Source organism: Actinotignum timonense, from assembly GCF_002860685.3.
GTDB lineage: Bacteria > Actinomycetota > Actinomycetes > Actinomycetales > Actinomycetaceae > Actinotignum > Actinotignum timonense.
Map to the genome: position 1 here is coordinate 1566942 of NZ_CP136960.1, position 16179 is coordinate 1583120.

Here is a 16179-nt window from a genome sequence, read left to right on the forward strand (position 1 = left end):
GCCAGTGAAACTCTATCGGGATGAAGGAATAGTCCTGCGTACGCAGGACCTGGGGGAAGCGGACCGCATCGTCACCCTGCTGGCACGCGCGCACGGTTTGGTGCGCTGCGTGGCCAAAGGGGTGCGCCGCACCCGCTCAAGGTTCGGCGCGCGCCTCGAGCCTTTCACCTATGTGGATGTGCAGCTCTACCGGGGGCGCAGCCTCGATATTGTTACGGAAGTGGCTACCCTCAATCCCTTCGGGCGGGCCATCGCGCCCGATTTTGAAGCCTACACGGCCGCGAGCACCATGGTGGAAGTTGCGGAAAAACTCGGGGCGGAAGGCGAACCGGATCGGGCCCACTACCGCCTTCTCCTGGGCGCCCTCAATTCCCTGGCTGCCCGCCAGCACGCTCCCTATCCGATTATGGATTCCTACCTGCTGCGCGCCATGGCGGTATCCGGGTGGGGCCTAGCGGTGACCTCCTGCGCGCTCTGCGGTAGCGGGGAGGATCTCACGGCTTTCCACGTGCAAGCCGGCGGACTGGTGTGCCGGCGCTGTGCCCCGCGCGGGGCCGCTTATCCGAGCGCGGATACCCGCCGGCTCCTCGCCGCGCTAGCCCGCGGGGATTGGGAGGTTATTGACGCGCTGGCCGGTAGCGCCGGGGAAACCGCGCACGGCTATATTTCCGCGTACGTGCAATGGTATTTGGAACGCAAGGTACGTTCCTTGCAGATCGTGAGGTCGGCATCATGACAGACGAGTACCCGAAGCTAGGTCACCTGGAACATCTCCCTCACCTGGAGCGGCCCACTCCGGCCCACCGGCCCGGCATCACGCCACCGCCTCTGGGGCGGGTGCCCGAACACGTGGCCATCGTGATGGACGGCAACGGGCGCTGGGCGAATGCCCGCGGGTTGGCGCGCACCGAAGGTCATAAAGCCGGCGAGCGTTCCCTCATGGACGTGGTGGCCGGCGCCCTGGAAGTGGGAATCACGGAGCTCTCCGTCTACGCTTTTTCTACCGAAAACTGGCGGCGTTCGCCTTCTGAGGTGCGTTTCCTCATGGGATTTTCCCGCGATATTATCCGCGCCAACCGCGATCAGCTCCACGAATGGGGAGTGCGAGTGCAGTGGGTGGGCCGCGAAGGCCGGCTGTGGCGCTCGGTGCTGCGTGAAATTCGCGCCGCGGAAGAACTGACCGCGGGGAATACCCGGATGGTTCTCAACCTGTGCATTAACTATGGCGGGCGCGCGGAAATCGTGGATGCGGTGCGCGCGGTTGCCGAGCGGGTGGCCCGCGGCGAACTCAAAGCCGAGCGCATTAGCGAAGCAACCCTGACCGCCCAGCTTTACGCCCCGCGCATGCGCGACGTCGATCTCCTTATCCGTACCGGCGGGGAATACCGCACCTCCAATTTCCTCATGTGGGAAAGCGCCTACGCGGAACTGTATTTTTCTCCCCTGCCGTGGCCGGAATTCGAGCGGCGCGCCCTGTGGGAAGCCTGCGCCGCCTACGGGCAGCGCGAGAGGAGATTCGGCGGCGCCGTCGACAAAATTGCGCCGGAAGGCGCGGCCTCATCACGCTAGACTGGAACCTAAGCGCGCCCGCCGCACGGCCGCGGCGCCCACGCACGCATTAAGCACGCATAAGGAGCGGATATGACCACCCACGATCCCTACGCCGGAGTGCCGGCCGGAAGCGTTGATCTTCACCTCACCTCCGATGATTTCGCGAACGGGGAGGCCCTGCCCGAAAGCGCAACCGGCACCGGCACCACCCCGGGCGGCGCGGACCGCAATCCACAACTGGGCTGGGATACCCCGCCGGAGGGCACGGTGAGCTTGCTCGTCTCCTGCTATGACCCGGATGCTCCCACCCCGTCCGGTTATTGGCACTGGACGGTGGCGAATCTGCCCGCCGATACCGCGGAAATTGCGGCCGGCGGCTCCGATGGCCTTCCGGCACCCGCACTCACTTTGAAGAACGACGGCGGAACTCCGAGCTTCCAGGGCGCCGCCCCGCCGGCCGGCCACGGCCCGCACCGCTATATTTTCGCGGTGCTCGCCCTCGATACCGTGCTGGATATCGATGCGGAAACCCGGCCCGCGGTGGCGTATTTCCTGGCGCGCGAGCATGTATTAGGGCGCGGCCTACTCACCGGCACCTGGGAAAATAACTAAAGCAAGCGAAGCGCAAGGGGAGGATAACTCGATGACTGACGTGCGCACCTACGCGGTACTCACACCTTTTGATAGCGCGGATGCCCTCGCGGCGCTCTGCGCGCTGCACGGCCTGGACGTGCAGGTGGTGGCCACGGATTCCGGGGCGCTGGTGTACCGCCAGCTGGCAACGCCCGTCTACGATGAGTGGGATATCCGCAATATCACCGGCCCGGATCCCGATGAGGAACCCGCCTCCCTTTCCGATGATGCGCCCGCGGTGGCCGGAATGCTCTCCCGCCTCAGCCCCTACGGCTCCATCCTTATTGACGTCAATCTGGATAAAGAATCCACCGGTTTTGAGCCGGGCGTATCCGGGATGGTGCGCGCGCGGCGTTTCTTCGCTGGCAAAGCCGATGAAGAAATTGCTTCCGGCCTGCTGCTCAACTCCCTGGATCCCATCGTGGAGGAGCTCATGCTGGGGGAGCGCTCCATTACCGATTGCGCAGCCTTGGATTCCGGGAAGCTCACGCAACAGGATATTGAGAAGATTCTGCGCAAAGTCGCGCGGGGCGAAGATGCGGAAGATACGGACGGCATGGAAGGCGAGGCCGGCGCGGCAGACGCGGCCGGTGAGGCCGGCGAAGAACCCAGCCGCGGGGGATCGCGATGAGCTGTGAGCTGCTCGTCGCGGTAGATATTCGGGCGGGGCGTTCGGCGCGGCTTGGTAGTGGCCCGGAAGCGTGGAGTGACCCGGCCACGGCTATCGCGGATTTCCGGGCGGCCGGGGCGCAGTGGATTCACCTGGTGGATCTCGACCTTGTATACGGCACCGGGGATAATTTCGGCCTGCTCGAGCACCTCATGGAGAGCAGCCCGATGCACTGGGAGCTTTCCGGCGGAATCGACACCCCGGAAGTGCTCGACCGCGCTCTCGCTACCCGTGCCGAGCGCATTAATCTCGCGACCACCGCCTTGCGGGACCGCGCGTGGGTGGCGCGGGTACTGGCGCAGCACGCGGATCGGGTGGCCGTATGTCTTGATGTCGACGGCGCCCGGGTGGTTGCGCGCGGTGCCGGTACCGATGTTGGGGAGTTGCGTGAGGTTATAGATTTTCTCGACGACGCCGGTGCGCGCCGCTATATCGTCACAGATCGGACCCGAGATGGCGCCCTTGCCGGGGCGAATCTTGAGCTACTCGAGCGGGTCGCGGAGCTGAGCCAGGCGCGTATCACTGCTTCGGGCGGTATGGCAACATTGGATGATCTGCGCGCGGTTCGGGAGCTGAGCGAGCGCGGTGCGAGCGCCGATAGCGATTCGCCCGGCCGCGTGGACTCGGTCATCATTGGCAAAGCCTTCTACGAAGGCAATTTCACGGTTGCCCAAGCCCTCGCGGAGCTTTCCTGAGCGGTGAGTTCCGTGGCTGCGGGGCGTGGCCGCGCCGTCGCATGTGGGGAGAATAACCCGCGGTGTTATTCATAACTCCTGCTGATGTGCTAAACTAGTACGGTCAATCCGGCATTCTGCCGGAACGCAAGTGGAGAAATCCCACCTAGCCGCCCGCCCGGGCCGCTGTTTCGAAAAGAAATTTTCGGGAAAGATCAGGACCGGGTCATATCAAAGGGTAGCGGGTTCGTAACATGGCCGTCTGGCGTGCCGTGTCACCTCGGGAGTACTCCGTGCGTTGTCCACGTTGAGGAACAGAGGAACTGCAATTAACAACGAACCGCGTGTAAATGATCGCATCCACGTCCCTAAGGTGCGCCTTGTTGGCCCCAGCGGTGAACAGGTTGGTGTGGTGCGCACGGAAGATGCGCTCCGCCTGGCCGTTGAGGCGAACCTTGACCTGGTGGAAGTTGCTCCGAATTCCAATCCGCCGGTCGCGCGCCTCATGGACTACGGGAAATACAAGTACGAATCCGCCCAGAAGGCTCGGGAAGCACGTCGTAACCAGGCCAATACTCAGATCAAATCCATCCGGATTGGGCTGAAGATTGACGGTAATGACTACAACACCAAGAAGTCGCAGGCGGAACGTTTCCTGAACGCCGGGGATAAGGTCAAATTCGATCTTCGTTTCCGCGGCCGTGAACAATCCCGCCCGGAAATGGGTGTGCGCCTGCTCTCCGGCCTGGCTGAAGAACTCGCGGAAATTTCCACTGTGGAAGCAGCACCTCGCGCTGACGGGCGCAATATGTCCATGGTCCTTGCGCCCACGCGGCGGAAGTCCGAAGCGAAGTCCGATCAGCGGCGTCGTCGTGAAGCTGAACGCGAGAACCGGCGCGCGAAAGCCGCCAAACGCGCGGCCGAACGCAACGCAAAAACCTCCGAAACGGATAACAACGCAGCCGCAACCGAATAAGTTGCCTTGTGAAAGCGCGCCCGCGGGCGCGGAAGATCTGGTAGATCAAATGTGCCCCCGGGGCACGAGTGAGGATGAACAATGCCCAAGATGAAGACGCACTCCGGTGCGAAGAAGCGTTTCCGCGTGACGGGAAGCGGCAAGCTCATGCGCGAACAGCGCAATAAGCGCCACCTGCTGGAGCACAAGAGCTCCACCCGGAAGCGTCGGCTCTCGCGCGACCAGGTTGTGGACAAGTCCAACCTTCGCGAAGTTAACCGTCTGCTCGGCCGCTAGATTCGTCCGACGAAAAGTTTTGTAAAAGGAGAAAAACATGGCACGCGTCAAGCGCTCCGTTAACGCCAAGAAGAAGCGTCGCACTACCCTCGATCGGGCGTCCGGCTACCGCGGGCAGCGGTCCCGCCTCTACCGCAAGGCCAAGGAACAGGTCACCCATTCCTTCGTCTACAACTACCGCGACCGCAAGAAGCGGAAGAACGATTTCCGCAAGCTGTGGATCACCCGCATCAACGCGGCCGTGCGCGCCGAAGGCATGACCTACAACCGCTTCATCCAGGGCCTGGGACTGGCCGGAATTGAAGTTGATCGCCGTCAGCTCGCTGAAATGGCCGTCAATGATCCCACCGGTTTCACCGCGGTGGTCAATGCCGCCAAGGCTGCGCTTCCGGAAGACGTGAACGCACCCAAGGTTGCCTAAGCTTTTTCCAGCGTGATACAGCAGCGGCCCGAGTGACGACACCTCGTTACTCGGGCCGCTGCGTTTAGACTACAATCATGAAACTTTTTGCCCACCGCGGCCTGTCCGCCGACGCACCCGAAAACACCATGGCCGCATTCCGGGCCGCCTACCAGGCAGGATTCACCTGGATCGAAACGGATGTGGATATCACCGCGGATGGCACCCTCCCGCTGTGCCACGATGCCACCCTGGAGCGCACCACTACCGGCCACGGGCGCGTTGATGAACTCCGGGCTACGGACCTGGAAACCCTGGATGCCGGGTCCTGGTTCAGCCCCGGCTTCGCGGGGGAGAAGATCCCCACCCTCGCTCAGCTCGTCGATTTTGCCCTCGAGACCGGGATGGGCATCAATATCGAAATGAAACCCTGCGCGCAGGGCGGCGAGCAGGCTCGCGCACTCGTGCATGCGGTAGCGCAAGAAGCCCGGCGGCTCGGCCCCGAGCGGGCCCTTGTCTCCTCCTTCTCCCATCTGCAACTGGCCGAATTCGCGCGCCACGCCCCGGAAATCCCGCGCGGAGCGCTATTCGAGCGTGCGAGTTTCGGGCCGGATTGGCGCACCATTCTTGACCTTAGCGATGCGCGTTACCTGCATCTGAGTGACGACGCCGTGACCGCGGCCGTGGTGGCGCAGGCTCGCGCGGCGGGCCGAGACGTGCACGTCTACACAGTTAACAACCCCGAACGCGCCCGGCAATTAGAACGTTGGGGCGTGGCCGGTATCTTTACCGACGGCTTCGTGCGGCCCTAGCGGTTTCCTAGAAGCTGCGCCCGCCTTCTGCACACCCTGCTACACCCACCTCTACAGAAAAAGAAACAACCCGTGAAAAGCACACCCGCATCGCATACCCAACTCACCCGAGCCGCCCGCCTGCACCGCCCCCAGCAGCGCGAACGCTTCCGGCAAACCCTGGTGGAAGGCCCCGGAGCTGTTCAAGAACTCCTCGCGCACCGCGCGAATCTGGTTCGCGACGTTTACTATACGAAGGCGAGCCTCATCTCCAACCCGGAACTCGGTGACCTTATCAAAAATGCTGGCGTCTACCACCACCCGCTCAACGCTGATGAGATGCAGGCGCTCTCCGAAGATGCGCGCGGCGTTGTGGCCGTCATCGATATTCCGGAAACACCTGCACTCACACCCACGGTCAAGGGCGCGAAGCTGGTGCTGGCCACCGCGAATATTCAAGACCCCGGGAATGTGGGTGCCATTATTCGGGCCGCGGATGTGGCCGGATGCGATGCGGTGCTGCTCGGGCGCGGCAGCGTGGAACTGTGGTGCCCGAAAGTTATTCGCTCCTCGGCCGGTTCCATTTTCCACCTCCCGGTTCTCGATTCCATTAACGTCAGCAAGCTTGACGGCGTGCTCGAACGCGCGGGCATCAGCTTCCTGGCAGCAACCGGGGAGGGGGAGTGGGACCTGGCCACCCTGGTGGCCTCCGCGAACGACGCCGCCTACCTCGGGCAGCCGCCCCTCGGCCCGGATCTCACCCGGCCGGTGTGCTGGCTGCTGGGCAACGAAGCGCACGGCTTCGCGGATGTAGATGCCAATGTGGATGCGACCGTCGCCATCCCGATCTACGGGAAAGCCGAATCCTGCAATGTTGCTATGGCCGCCGCGATCCTTTCCAGTACGACGGCGATGATCCAGCAGCGCCCCTAAATAAATACACGGGGTAAGCCAAGCGGGCGGCGAAGAAGATTCTTCGCCGCCCGCTGCGGGGCACCCGCTGCCGGGTAGCCCATCACTACTGAGGTGGATATATCAGTACTGGGTGGATGTACCGATAATGGTGGATTTACTTGTTATCGGAGAGGTTGTCCTTGACGTCCTCGAACTTTTCCTTGGCGGCATCACCGGCATCGGAAGCGGCATCCTTGACCTTTTCGCCAGCATCCTTCGCCTTGTCACCGGCTTCGGAGGCCTTCTCCTCAGCCTTATCGCCGTGGTCCTTGTCCGTGAGTTCGTCCTTGACTTCCTCAAACTTTTCCTTCGCAGCATCGCCCAGCTGGCCCGCCTTATCAGCGGCCTTCTGGCCGAATTCCTTGGCCCGATCAAAAGCCTCGGTTGCGCCTTCCTTAATCTTGTCCACAAATTCGTTCGCCATGGCGACTCCTTTCCATTGATTAATGAAACAAGTCGATCATAGCAAAGTGGTGGTCATCACTTCATATTAAGGTAGTTAAACACTTGGCCGTGCGCGAACGTATCGCGCACGGCCAAATTCTCAGTTCCGGGTAGTTCGTTGCAGAGCCGCACTCCAGTTCCAGAGCGGTACTCCGGCCACCGACTGGTACCCGTTACTTGGGCGTCCTTCTATTTCGCGGTGGTCCCGCTCAGCTTGGAGGTATCCACCCGGAAGGCCCGAGCCGGAATCGTGGTCACGAGGGCTTCGGACACCTCGAGGGCTTCATCCAGCTCCAGGCGATGTTCGGCCACCATCCGTGCCAGGTAAACCGAGTCCATCCGGCGGGCGACGTCGTGCCGTGCGGGAATGGAGGCGAAGGCGCGGGTATCGTCGATCATCCCGGAGGTCTTGTAGAAGGTGCCGTAGGGGGTGACCTGTTCGCGGTAGCGCAGGATCGCATCCGGCTCATCGATGAACCACCACGGGGCGCCCACGTACACGCTCGGGTAGTACCCGGCCAGGGGGGCCAGTTCACGCTGGTAGACATCCTGATCGATGGTGAAGAAAACAACCTGGAAGTTCGGGTTGTCTCCGTATTCGGAAAGCATGGGCTGCACGTTATTCGTGAATTCCACGGCCATGGGCACATCGCCCCCAACGTCCGCACCCAGGCGCTCGAAGGCCGCCTGATGATGGTTGCGGTACACGGCCGGATGGAAGGTCATGACCAGGCCGTCCTCGCAGGCCAGGCGAGCCTGGTCGTTGAGCATATGCCGGCGCAGGGCCGCGCCATCTTCCGGCGAAATCTTGCCGGCCAGGGCCAGCTTGTAGAGTTCGGCCGCCCGGGCTTCGGGCAGGCGTGCCGTACCCGGATCACGATGCGAGTGATCGGAAGAAACCGCGCCCATCTCCTTGAAGAAGAGGCGGCGCTTGCGCATGGCTTCCACGTAGCCTTCGTAGGTGGATACATCCTGGTCAGCTGCCTGGCCGAGCGCCTCCACATTGGCCTTGAAGTCCGGGGCGGCCGGTTCGAGGTACTTATCGGGGCGGAAGGTAGGCGGAATATAGCCTTCCCAGGTGGGATCATCCAGGAGCTGCTTGTGGTAGCGCAGGTCCGAAACCGGATCATCGGTGGTGGCCATCATCGCCAGGTTGAAACGCTTGTACAGCGAGCGGGGCAGGAATTCTTCCGTCTTGAGCAGGGCGTTGATGTGATCGTAGATCTCATCAGCCGTTTCTTCGGAGGGGCGCACATGCACATCGAAGACGTCCACGAATTCGGATTCAAACCAGCCCTGCACCGCGGTACCGCGCAAGGTCCACCAGTTCTTGCAGAACAGGCGCCAGGCCGCGCGGGACTTTTCGGGGGAGAGCGGGCTTCCTACCGGCACGCCCAGATCGGCCAGATCCACCCGGCCCACCGCGTGCAGGAGGCGGTTAGTGTAGTGATCCGGGGTGAGGAGCATGCTCGTAGGATCGCTGAAGGGAGTATTGAGAGCGAGCCATTCGGGGGGAACGTGGCCGTGCGGGGAAATAATGGGATGCTTCTTGGTGACCTCGAAAATTTCGCGCGCCAGTTTCCGCTGCGTCGGATCTGCCGGGAAAAGCCGATCCGGGTTGAGAGTGAGGGGCGTCGACATTGAATCCTCCTATTTTTGAGCCGGGCGCGGGGCTTTCCCTCGCCTCGGCTTGCTTCTTTTAAGGTACTCCACCCCGCCCGGGGGCACGCGGGCGCGGAGACCGGGTGCGTAGCCAACGGCGACGACGCCGCGGCCCGCTCTCTCACTTTACGCGAAAACATGCGGTTTTCGGGAGAGTATTTGAGAGCTAGAAACGGGAATTTCTAAATGTGAAAAATATCATGGTGGCGGAGGGAGGGTGCGCGTCAGCGCCGTCGTCGTGCTAAAAACCGCGAGAATCCGCGGTTTTCAGAGAATCTCCCCGGCGGCACGTTCCTCGTCCACGATACGAACGGGGAGCTAGGTAACTGCTGGAAAGCCGCGGAAACTTATAAGCTTTTGATGCGAAAGAGCGGTAGTGATAGCTTCGCGGCAGTGTAGCGCGGTAACAGCTCGCGCGGGCACAGAAGCCGAGCGTGAGCGCGGTAAGAGTCGATGGCGAACCACAACCGTTCCTCCTTTCACAGAAAGACAAAAGAAAAATGGGAACACACAATAGCGGCGCCCTCGACGCCGATAAGCGCAGTGAGCTGGAGAAGCTCTCCAAGCTGCGCGTGTACACCGCCAAGCCGATCACCATTGGTCGCGGTATTTGTTTCGGGCTGGTGGACCTCATGGGTGGTGGGTGGAATACCATCATCTCCGGTCTGCTGCTCTACTTCTTCACGAACTACGGCGGGGTCACGGCCACTCAGGGTGGTCTGATCCTCGGTATTGCTCGTATCGTTGACGCCCTTATCTCGGTGTTTATTGGTCCGCTCACGGACGGTTTCTACCGCACGAAGCTGGGGCGGCGTTTCGGCCGGCGCCACTTCTTCCTCATGATCGGCGCGCCCCTGCTGCTCATTATTTTCCCGCTGCTGTGGATTCCCTTCGGCGGATTCTGGTACTACCTCGTCATCTACCTGCTGATCGAGGTTATTATCGCGATCATCCTCATTCCGTGGGAAACCCTGCCTACCGAAATGACACGCAAGTACGAGGAACGCACCACGCTCTCCTCGATGCGTATGTTCTGCTCGGCCACCGGTACCTTCGTGGTGTTCTTCATCCCGGCGCTGGTGCGCGGTAACGTCTCCAATCCGTGGGCCTACCTGGGAATCGGCGGCGCCTTCGCGGTGCTCTTCGCCATCGGTGTATTCACCACCTACGCCACCACCTGGGAGCGCCCGCTCACCCCGGAATTCGTGGAAGAACTCGACGCCATGCCGAAGATGAACGGCTTCCAGATGCTCAAGCACACCGCGAAGGAATTCACCTCGGTATTCCGCAACTCTTCGTACAACAAGCACCTGACGGTCTACCTCTTCTCCTTCACCGGGAAGGATGTGTACGCTTCGGCGCTGACCTTCTTCGCGGTCTACGCGGTGGGAATGAGCGAATCCCAGGGCTTCTGGCTGCAGGCCGTGTCCATCGTGGGTATTCCCATGACGATCTGGGCCATGTTCCTCATGCTCTCGCACGGGCCGCGCTTCCTGTGGGCCTTCTCCTTCACCCTGATCCTCGCCTCGCTGGCGGGTGTGGGCGCGATCTACCTCATCGGGCCGGAAAGCAACGCCTTCATCTACCTGCTGGCCACCGCGGTGATCTACCAGTGCGGGCGTGCGCTGCTCGAATACACCCCGTGGAATGTGTACCCCTTCATCCCGGACGTTGACTACATCATGACCCGCGAAGATCGCGCCGGCATCTACGCCGCCGTTATGACCTTCGGGCGTAAGTCCACCGGTGCGCTGGGAACCTTCCTCGTGGGTTGGTTCATGGATCTGGGCGGCTTCGTCAACCCGCTGGAAAAGGGCACGAACCTCGCGGCCTCCGGCTACACCCCGCTGCACGAAGGTGCCTGCAAGGTGGATGCCTCCGGCGCGCTGGAAAGCTCCTGCCAGGTGGTTCAGTCCGCCGGCGCTTCCCATATGATCGCCTTCGTGACGGTCATCCTTCCCGCGATCCTCATCGGGGTGGCGCTGCTCGTTTCCCGCTTCGTCAAGCTGGATAAGCGCACCCACGCCATCCTCATGGATGAGATCCACCGCCTCGAAGCGGGTGGGGCGAAGGAAGATGCCACTCCCGAAGCTCGCAAGGTTGCTGAAGACCTGACCGGGCATTCCTGGGATGAGCTCTGGCCTGAGGTTCCCCTCAGCCAGCGCTAAATTCTAGGAACGACGCCGGCGCCGCGTACCGCGGCGCAAGCGCGCTACCAGTAACCTCACAGCGGGGCCGAGTCCATCTCGGCCCCGCTGTTACGCACTTTCGGCGAGTTTGACTAGAATTGACATGGTTAACAACAAGAAAGGCAGCTATGTCCTCACAGCTCAGTCCCCTGGACGAAGCGGGAGTGCAGGCGGCCGTCGCGCAGGCATGTAGCGCTTTTGCGGCGGCCACCACCCTCGAGGAGTTGAAAGCCGCGCGGTTGGCGCACAGCGGTGATAATGCTCCGATCACTCACGCGAATATGCAGATCCGGAACCTCGCCAAAGAAGAAAAGCCCATCGCCGGCAAACTTCTGGGCGCGGCCCGCAAGGAAATCCAGGCGGCCCTCGCCAGCGCCACCGCTCGTATTGAGGAAGCGGAAGCGGCCGCGGCCCTGGCCACCGAAACGGTGGATGTTACCGTGCCGACCAACCGCTTTCCGCGCGGGGCACGCCACCCGCTCACGGTTCTCAGTGAGGACATTGCTGACTTCTTTATTGCCATGGGTTGGGAGATCGCCGAAGGCCCCGAAGTGGAGCACGAGTGGTTCAACTTCGACTCCCTGAATTTCGGGCCTGACCACCCGGCACGCCAGATGCAAGATACCTTCTACGTATCGGGCGTCGTCGGCCCCGATGGTGAGGTTACCGAGGAACGCAACCTGGTGTTGCGCACCCACACCTCGCCCGTGCAATCCCACGCGCTGCTGCGCCGCGGCGCTCCGCTCTACATCGCCTGCCCGGGCAAGGTATTTCGCACCGATGCGCTGGATGCCACCCACACCCCGGTATTCCACCAGGTGGAAGGCTTGGCAGTGGATAAGGGCCTGACCATGGCCCACCTCAAGGGAACCTTGGATCACTTCGCCCGCCATATGTTCGGGCCGGAAGCGAAGGCGCGGCTGCGGCCCTCCTTCTTCCCCTTCACCGAACCAAGTGCCGAAATGGACCTGTGGTTCCCGCAGAAGAAGGGAGGCCCGGGCTGGATCGAATGGGGTGGCTGCGGCATGGTCAATCCGGAAGTGCTGCGTAATAACGGCATTGACCCGGATGTTTATACCGGCTTCGCCTTCGGAATGGGCCTGGAGCGCACCCTGATGCTGCGTAATTCCATCGCTGATATGCGTGACATGGTGGAAGGCGATGTGCGCTTCTCCATGCAATTCGGAACCACCGGGAGGGGAAACTAATGCCACTGATTCCGCAGGAATGGCTGGGCTCGCACGTGGAGCTACCCGAGGATCTCAGCCCCGCGCAGCTGGCTGCCGCGCTGGTAAAAGTCGGCCTGGAAGAAGAAACAATCCACCCCGGCGCGGTCACCGGCCCGCTGGTCTTCGGCCGGGTCCTCAGCCGCGAACCGAAGAAACAAAGCAACGGCAAGATCATTAACTACTGCCGCGTGGACGTGGGGCAGTACAATGACGAACCCGGAACCGGGCGGGAGCCTTCCGAACTGCCCTCGCGCGGCATTATTTGCGGTGCCCATAATTTCGAGGAGGGCGATACCGTGGTGGTGTCCCTCCCCGGCGCCGTGCTGCCGGGCGGTTTTGAGATCGCGGCCCGCAAAATTTACGGCCATATTTCCGACGGCATGATGTGTTCGGAACGTGAACTCGGGCTATCGGATGAAAGCGCGGGCATTATTGTTCTCGACGACGCAGCCGCGGCCAGTGTAGAACTCGGAAGTGATGCCCGGCAATTCCTGGGCCTACCGGGGGAGACCCTGGAAATTAACGTGACCCCGGATCGCGGGTACTGCTTCTCCATGCGCGGGGTAGCCCGCGAATACCACCACTCCACCGGGGCTCGCTTCACCGATCCGGGCTTGGCGGACACTCCGCTCCCGGAAGCAACTCCCACCGGGTTCCCGGTGCGCGTGGAAGATAACGCCCCGATTCACGGCCAGCCCGGATGCGACCTGTTCGTCACCCGGGTGGTGCGCGGGGTAGACCCGGCAGCGCCCTCCCCGGCCTGGATGGCACGCCGTCTCCAGCAAGCCGGCCAGCGCTCCATCTCCCTGGCGGTCGACGCCACCAATTACGTGATGCTGGACCTGGGCCAACCCCTGCACGCCTACGATCTAGATAAGATTCGCGGTGGCGGGCTGGTGGTGCGCCGGGCCAAGGCCGGTGAAAAACTCACCACCCTTGATGATGTGGAACGCAGCCTCGATCCGGAAGATCTTCTTATTACGGATAACGGGGGAGAGCGCGTGCTCGGCCTGGCCGGCGTGATGGGCGGGGCCGATACTGAGATCACCGCGGAAACCAGCAATGTGCTGGTGGAAGCAGCGCATTTTGATGCGGTATCGGTGGCGCGCAGCGCCCGGCGGCATAAGCTCCCCACCGAAGCCTCCAAGCGTTTCGAACGCGGGGTGGATCCCGCGGTGGCGGGGGTGGCCGCGCAGCGCGTCGTCGACCTTTTGGTGGAATACGGCGGGGGAGAAGCAACCGATGAGGTCTTTGTGTACGGGCAGGTACACCAGTTGCCCGCGCTTGCTTTCCCGGTTGCGGATGTGGAACGCCTGACCTCTTTGCAGCTGAGTGAGGATCGTATTGCGGAGATCCTCACGGATATCGGTTGTACCGTGGAACGCGGCGGCGCGGTGTGGAGCGTGCAGCCTCCGACCTGGCGCCCGGATCTGGTGGGCTCGGCTCATCTGGTGGAGGAAATCGCGCGCCTGGAAGGCTATGATGCGATTCCCATCGCCGTTCCGGCAGCTCCGGCCGGGCGGGGCCTAAGCCCCGCGCAGCGCCAGCGCCGCGATATTGCGCGCACTCTGGCAGAAACCGGGTGGGTGCAGGTGCTCACCTATCCCTTCATTCCGGCCGCGCGTTTCGATGAGCTCGGCTACGCTGCTGATGATGAGCGGCGCACCGCTATTGCGCTGGCCAATCCGCTGCAAGATGAGGCCAATCTGCTGCGCACCTCCCTGCTCGATACCCTCATTCCGGTGGCCTCGCTCAACGTCAAGCGCGGTAATCCGGCGGTGGCGGTCTTTGAGATGGGAACGGTGAGCCGGCCTGCCGGTATCAGCCCGGCCCCGATTCCGGTGGCGGGCCAGCGGCCTTCCGAGGAAGAGATTGCCGCCCTGCACGCGGCTATTCCCGCTCAGCCCCATCACGTGGCCGGGGTGGCCTGCGGGCCGCGTACCGCAGCTCGGGCCGGTTACCCGGTGGAAACCTGGGATTGGCGGGATGCGGTAGAAGCCGGGCGGCGCGCTGCCGGGATGCTCGCCGAGGTTTCGGTGCAGGCTGCGAACCAGGCACCCTGGCACCCGGGGCGCTGCGCGGCCATCCTGAGCGGAGACCGCGTTGTTGGCTACGCCGGGGAACTCGCGCCGGCGGTGTGCAAGGCCTTGGATATTCCGGCGCGTTCGGTCGCTTTCGAGGTGAATACCGATGCCGCGCTTCCGGAAACCGTGGAACCCGCCGCGGTCAAGCCGGTGTGGACTAGCCCGGTCGCTAAGGAAGATCTTGCCTTTATTGTTGATGCCGATGTGATTGCCGGTGATGTGCGGGCTGCCATCGTGGCAGCCGCGGGGGAGGCCCTCGAAGACATCGAGCTTTTCGATGTGTTCACGGGTGATCCCGTTCCGGAAGGGAAGAAGTCGCTGGCATTCGCGCTGCGCTTCCGCACCGATCACACCCTGACCGCTGAAGAAACTGCCCAGGTACGCCACCGGGTGGCACGCCGGATGCGCAAGGACTTCGGCGCGGAGCTGAGGGCCTAATGGCGCAGCAGGAGGTGGAGCGCGTGGATACGGGCGAGCAGGTGACCGGGCAATCGGTGACCGGGCAGCAGGTTACCGCACCGCAAGTGACCGGGCAGCAGGTTACCGCACCGCAAGTGACCGCGCAGCAGGTTACCGCACCGCAAGTGACCGCGCAGCAGGTTACCGCACCGCAGGAATCGGAAGGACTCGCGCCAGCCCGCCGGATTCTCATTACCGGGGCATCCCGGGGCGTGGGCAAGGAGCTCGCTATTGGTTTAGCGGCGCCCGGACGCACCCTCATTTTGCTGGCGACCAAGCTATCCAATTTGGATGGCACCGCCACCGAATGTGAAATCCGGGGTGCCCAGGTTATTACCCTCGGGTGTGACCTGGCGAAAGAATCCTCTATCCGGGAGATGCTGCGTATCCTCCTCGAGGAAGGCGCCCCCGATATGGTGCTTAACTCTGCCGGGGTGTACGGGGAAGAAGAACTTCCCTGGGATACCAGCCTGGAGGATTTCCAGCGAACCATCGCGATTAACGTGGAAGCCCCGTTCCAGCTGGCCCAAACTTTGGTGCCTATTATGCTCGAGCGCGGCGGCGGGAGAATCCTAGATCTGTCCGCCACCGCGGCATCCCACGATTCCGCGGACGCGGTATCCTATTACACCTCGAAAACGGCACTATTGCGGCTGGCAGCATCCTTGCATTTGGCCGGCTACCAGCGCGGTTTGCGGGTGCTTTCTCTCAATCCTGGCGCGGTGAAAACCGATATGACGGCGTCTATGAAACGCTATCGGGACCGCACCGAATGGGTACCGCTTGGCGAATCCGTGGCTATCGCTCAGGCTTTCGCGGCCGGTGAGCTCGATGGACTTTCTGGCACCCAGGTGCGGGCCGGAACCGACTCCCTGGAAAAGCTCCGCGAACTTTCCGCGCGCGGGGTCTCCGGGCGGGCGCGCCGCCTGCGGCTCACCGGATGGGATGCCTAAAACCGGGAGCGCATAATCAGCGCGCATAAGCAGCGTGCATAAGCGGCGTGCATAAGCACAGCGGACTAAGGGCGGGAGCCTCCTTAAATGGAGACTCCCGCCCTTAGTCATCTGCTATTTATCTGCGGTACAGGCTTATCTGCAACACAGACTATCCGCGGCGTACAAAGTGCGCGCCAGGAACACGATCAGCAATTAATTATGTATCGAGACTCGCATCCTGTGCCGGCAGCC

16 protein-coding genes are annotated in these 16179 nt (G+C 62.5%); 14 read left to right on the forward strand and 2 right to left on the reverse strand.

Translation table 11 applies throughout. From position 1 onward, the window contains the following. Window positions 1-4 precede the first annotated feature (4 nt). From recO to CYJ17_RS06535, 10 genes are all read left to right on the forward strand, one after another. The gene (gene recO / locus CYJ17_RS06490; protein ID WP_101594908.1) at window positions 5-736 is read left to right on the forward strand and encodes a DNA repair protein RecO; all 732 of its coding nucleotides are present in this window, start codon (window positions 5-7) and stop codon (window positions 734-736) included. After that, entirely contained in the window at window positions 733-1569 is an 837-nt protein-coding gene (gene uppS / locus CYJ17_RS06495) for a polyprenyl diphosphate synthase (RefSeq protein WP_101594904.1), read from the forward strand. The genes recO and uppS overlap by 4 nt, the downstream gene beginning before the upstream one ends. 72 nt (window positions 1570-1641) lie before the next feature. After that, entirely contained in the window at window positions 1642-2163 is a 522-nt protein-coding gene (locus tag CYJ17_RS06500) for a YbhB/YbcL family Raf kinase inhibitor-like protein (protein ID WP_101594900.1), read from the forward strand. Between the two features lie 31 nt (window positions 2164-2194). Next, complete coding sequence (locus tag CYJ17_RS06505) at window positions 2195-2815, forward strand: hypothetical protein (RefSeq protein ID WP_101594896.1); 621 nt, start codon at window positions 2195-2197, stop codon at window positions 2813-2815. Further along, the gene (locus CYJ17_RS06510; protein WP_101594892.1) at window positions 2812-3549 is read left to right on the forward strand and encodes a HisA/HisF-related TIM barrel protein; all 738 of its coding nucleotides are present in this window, start codon (window positions 2812-2814) and stop codon (window positions 3547-3549) included. The genes CYJ17_RS06505 and CYJ17_RS06510 overlap by 4 nt, the downstream gene beginning before the upstream one ends. Window positions 3550-3835: 286 nt before the next feature. Next, window positions 3836-4504, forward strand: a complete 669-nt coding sequence (infC, locus tag CYJ17_RS06515) for a translation initiation factor IF-3 (RefSeq protein ID WP_087070840.1) — start codon at window positions 3836-3838, stop codon at window positions 4502-4504. Window positions 4505-4585: 81 nt separating this feature from the next. After that, complete coding sequence (gene rpmI, locus CYJ17_RS06520) at window positions 4586-4780, forward strand: 50S ribosomal protein L35 (RefSeq protein WP_016442851.1); 195 nt, start codon at window positions 4586-4588, stop codon at window positions 4778-4780. A gap of 37 nt (window positions 4781-4817) precedes the next feature. After that, entirely contained in the window at window positions 4818-5201 is a 384-nt protein-coding gene (gene rplT / locus CYJ17_RS06525; RefSeq protein WP_026429412.1) for a 50S ribosomal protein L20, read from the forward strand. 77 nt (window positions 5202-5278) lie between these two features. Continuing rightward, window positions 5279-5992 carry a glycerophosphodiester phosphodiesterase family protein gene (locus tag CYJ17_RS06530; RefSeq protein WP_101594889.1) on the forward strand — a complete coding sequence of 238 codons (714 nt, stop codon included), beginning with the start codon at window positions 5279-5281 and terminating at the stop codon, window positions 5990-5992. Window positions 5993-6064: 72 nt separating this feature from the next. After that, the gene (locus CYJ17_RS06535; protein ID WP_101594887.1) at window positions 6065-6904 is read left to right on the forward strand and encodes a TrmH family RNA methyltransferase; all 840 of its coding nucleotides are present in this window, start codon (window positions 6065-6067) and stop codon (window positions 6902-6904) included. 136 nt (window positions 6905-7040) lie between these two features. On the opposite strand, the gene CYJ17_RS06540 is transcribed toward CYJ17_RS06535, so the two are convergent. Next, window positions 7041-7349: a hypothetical protein gene (locus CYJ17_RS06540; RefSeq protein WP_101594883.1), complete on the reverse strand. Its 309-nt coding sequence runs from the start codon at window positions 7347-7349 to the stop codon at window positions 7041-7043. Window positions 7350-7558: 209 nt separating this feature from the next. Next, complete coding sequence (gene uxaC / locus CYJ17_RS06545; protein ID WP_101594880.1) at window positions 7559-9010, reverse strand: glucuronate isomerase; 1452 nt, start codon at window positions 9008-9010, stop codon at window positions 7559-7561. A 521-nt stretch (window positions 9011-9531) separates the two neighbouring features. Between uxaC and CYJ17_RS06550 the strand changes: the two genes are divergently transcribed. The 4 genes from CYJ17_RS06550 to CYJ17_RS06565 all read left to right on the forward strand — a co-directional run bounded on the left by CYJ17_RS06550 (window position 9532) and on the right by CYJ17_RS06565 (window position 15945). Further along, on the forward strand, window positions 9532-11199 hold the full coding sequence (locus tag CYJ17_RS06550) for an MFS transporter (RefSeq protein WP_101594877.1): 1668 nt from the start codon (window positions 9532-9534) through the stop codon (window positions 11197-11199). A gap of 149 nt (window positions 11200-11348) precedes the next feature. Further along, entirely contained in the window at window positions 11349-12428 is a 1080-nt protein-coding gene (pheS, locus tag CYJ17_RS06555) for a phenylalanine--tRNA ligase subunit alpha (RefSeq protein ID WP_101594874.1), read from the forward strand. Further along, window positions 12428-14971, forward strand: coding sequence for a phenylalanine--tRNA ligase subunit beta (gene pheT / locus CYJ17_RS06560; RefSeq protein ID WP_101594871.1), 2544 nt, complete (start codon window positions 12428-12430; stop codon window positions 14969-14971). The genes pheS and pheT overlap by 1 nt, the downstream gene beginning before the upstream one ends. Beyond that, a complete protein-coding gene (locus CYJ17_RS06565) occupies window positions 14971-15945 on the forward strand; it encodes an SDR family NAD(P)-dependent oxidoreductase (RefSeq protein WP_244899276.1) in 975 nt (324 codons plus the stop codon). Before pheT ends, CYJ17_RS06565 begins: the two co-directional genes overlap by 1 nt. Window positions 15946-16179 lie beyond the last annotated feature (234 nt).

Coding starts and splice junctions, on each gene's coding strand:
- uppS (WP_101594904.1), top strand. CDS start 733: ATGACAGACGAGTACCCGAAGCTAGGTCACCTGGAACATCTCCCTCAC.
- CYJ17_RS06500 (WP_101594900.1), top strand. CDS start 1,642: ATGACCACCCACGATCCCTACGCCGGAGTGCCGGCCGGAAGCGTTGAT.
- CYJ17_RS06505 (WP_101594896.1), top strand. CDS start 2,195: ATGACTGACGTGCGCACCTACGCGGTACTCACACCTTTTGATAGCGCG.
- CYJ17_RS06510 (WP_101594892.1), top strand. CDS start 2,812: ATGAGCTGTGAGCTGCTCGTCGCGGTAGATATTCGGGCGGGGCGTTCG.
- rpmI (WP_016442851.1), top strand. CDS start 4,586: ATGCCCAAGATGAAGACGCACTCCGGTGCGAAGAAGCGTTTCCGCGTG.
- rplT (WP_026429412.1), top strand. CDS start 4,818: ATGGCACGCGTCAAGCGCTCCGTTAACGCCAAGAAGAAGCGTCGCACT.
- CYJ17_RS06530 (WP_101594889.1), top strand. CDS start 5,279: ATGAAACTTTTTGCCCACCGCGGCCTGTCCGCCGACGCACCCGAAAAC.
- CYJ17_RS06540 (WP_101594883.1), bottom strand. CDS start 7,349: ATGGCGAACGAATTTGTGGACAAGATTAAGGAAGGCGCAACCGAGGCT.
- uxaC (WP_101594880.1), bottom strand. CDS start 9,010: ATGTCGACGCCCCTCACTCTCAACCCGGATCGGCTTTTCCCGGCAGAT.
- CYJ17_RS06550 (WP_101594877.1), top strand. CDS start 9,532: ATGGGAACACACAATAGCGGCGCCCTCGACGCCGATAAGCGCAGTGAG.
- pheS (WP_101594874.1), top strand. CDS start 11,349: ATGTCCTCACAGCTCAGTCCCCTGGACGAAGCGGGAGTGCAGGCGGCC.
- pheT (WP_101594871.1), top strand. CDS start 12,428: ATGCCACTGATTCCGCAGGAATGGCTGGGCTCGCACGTGGAGCTACCC.
- CYJ17_RS06565 (WP_244899276.1), top strand. CDS start 14,971: ATGGCGCAGCAGGAGGTGGAGCGCGTGGATACGGGCGAGCAGGTGACC.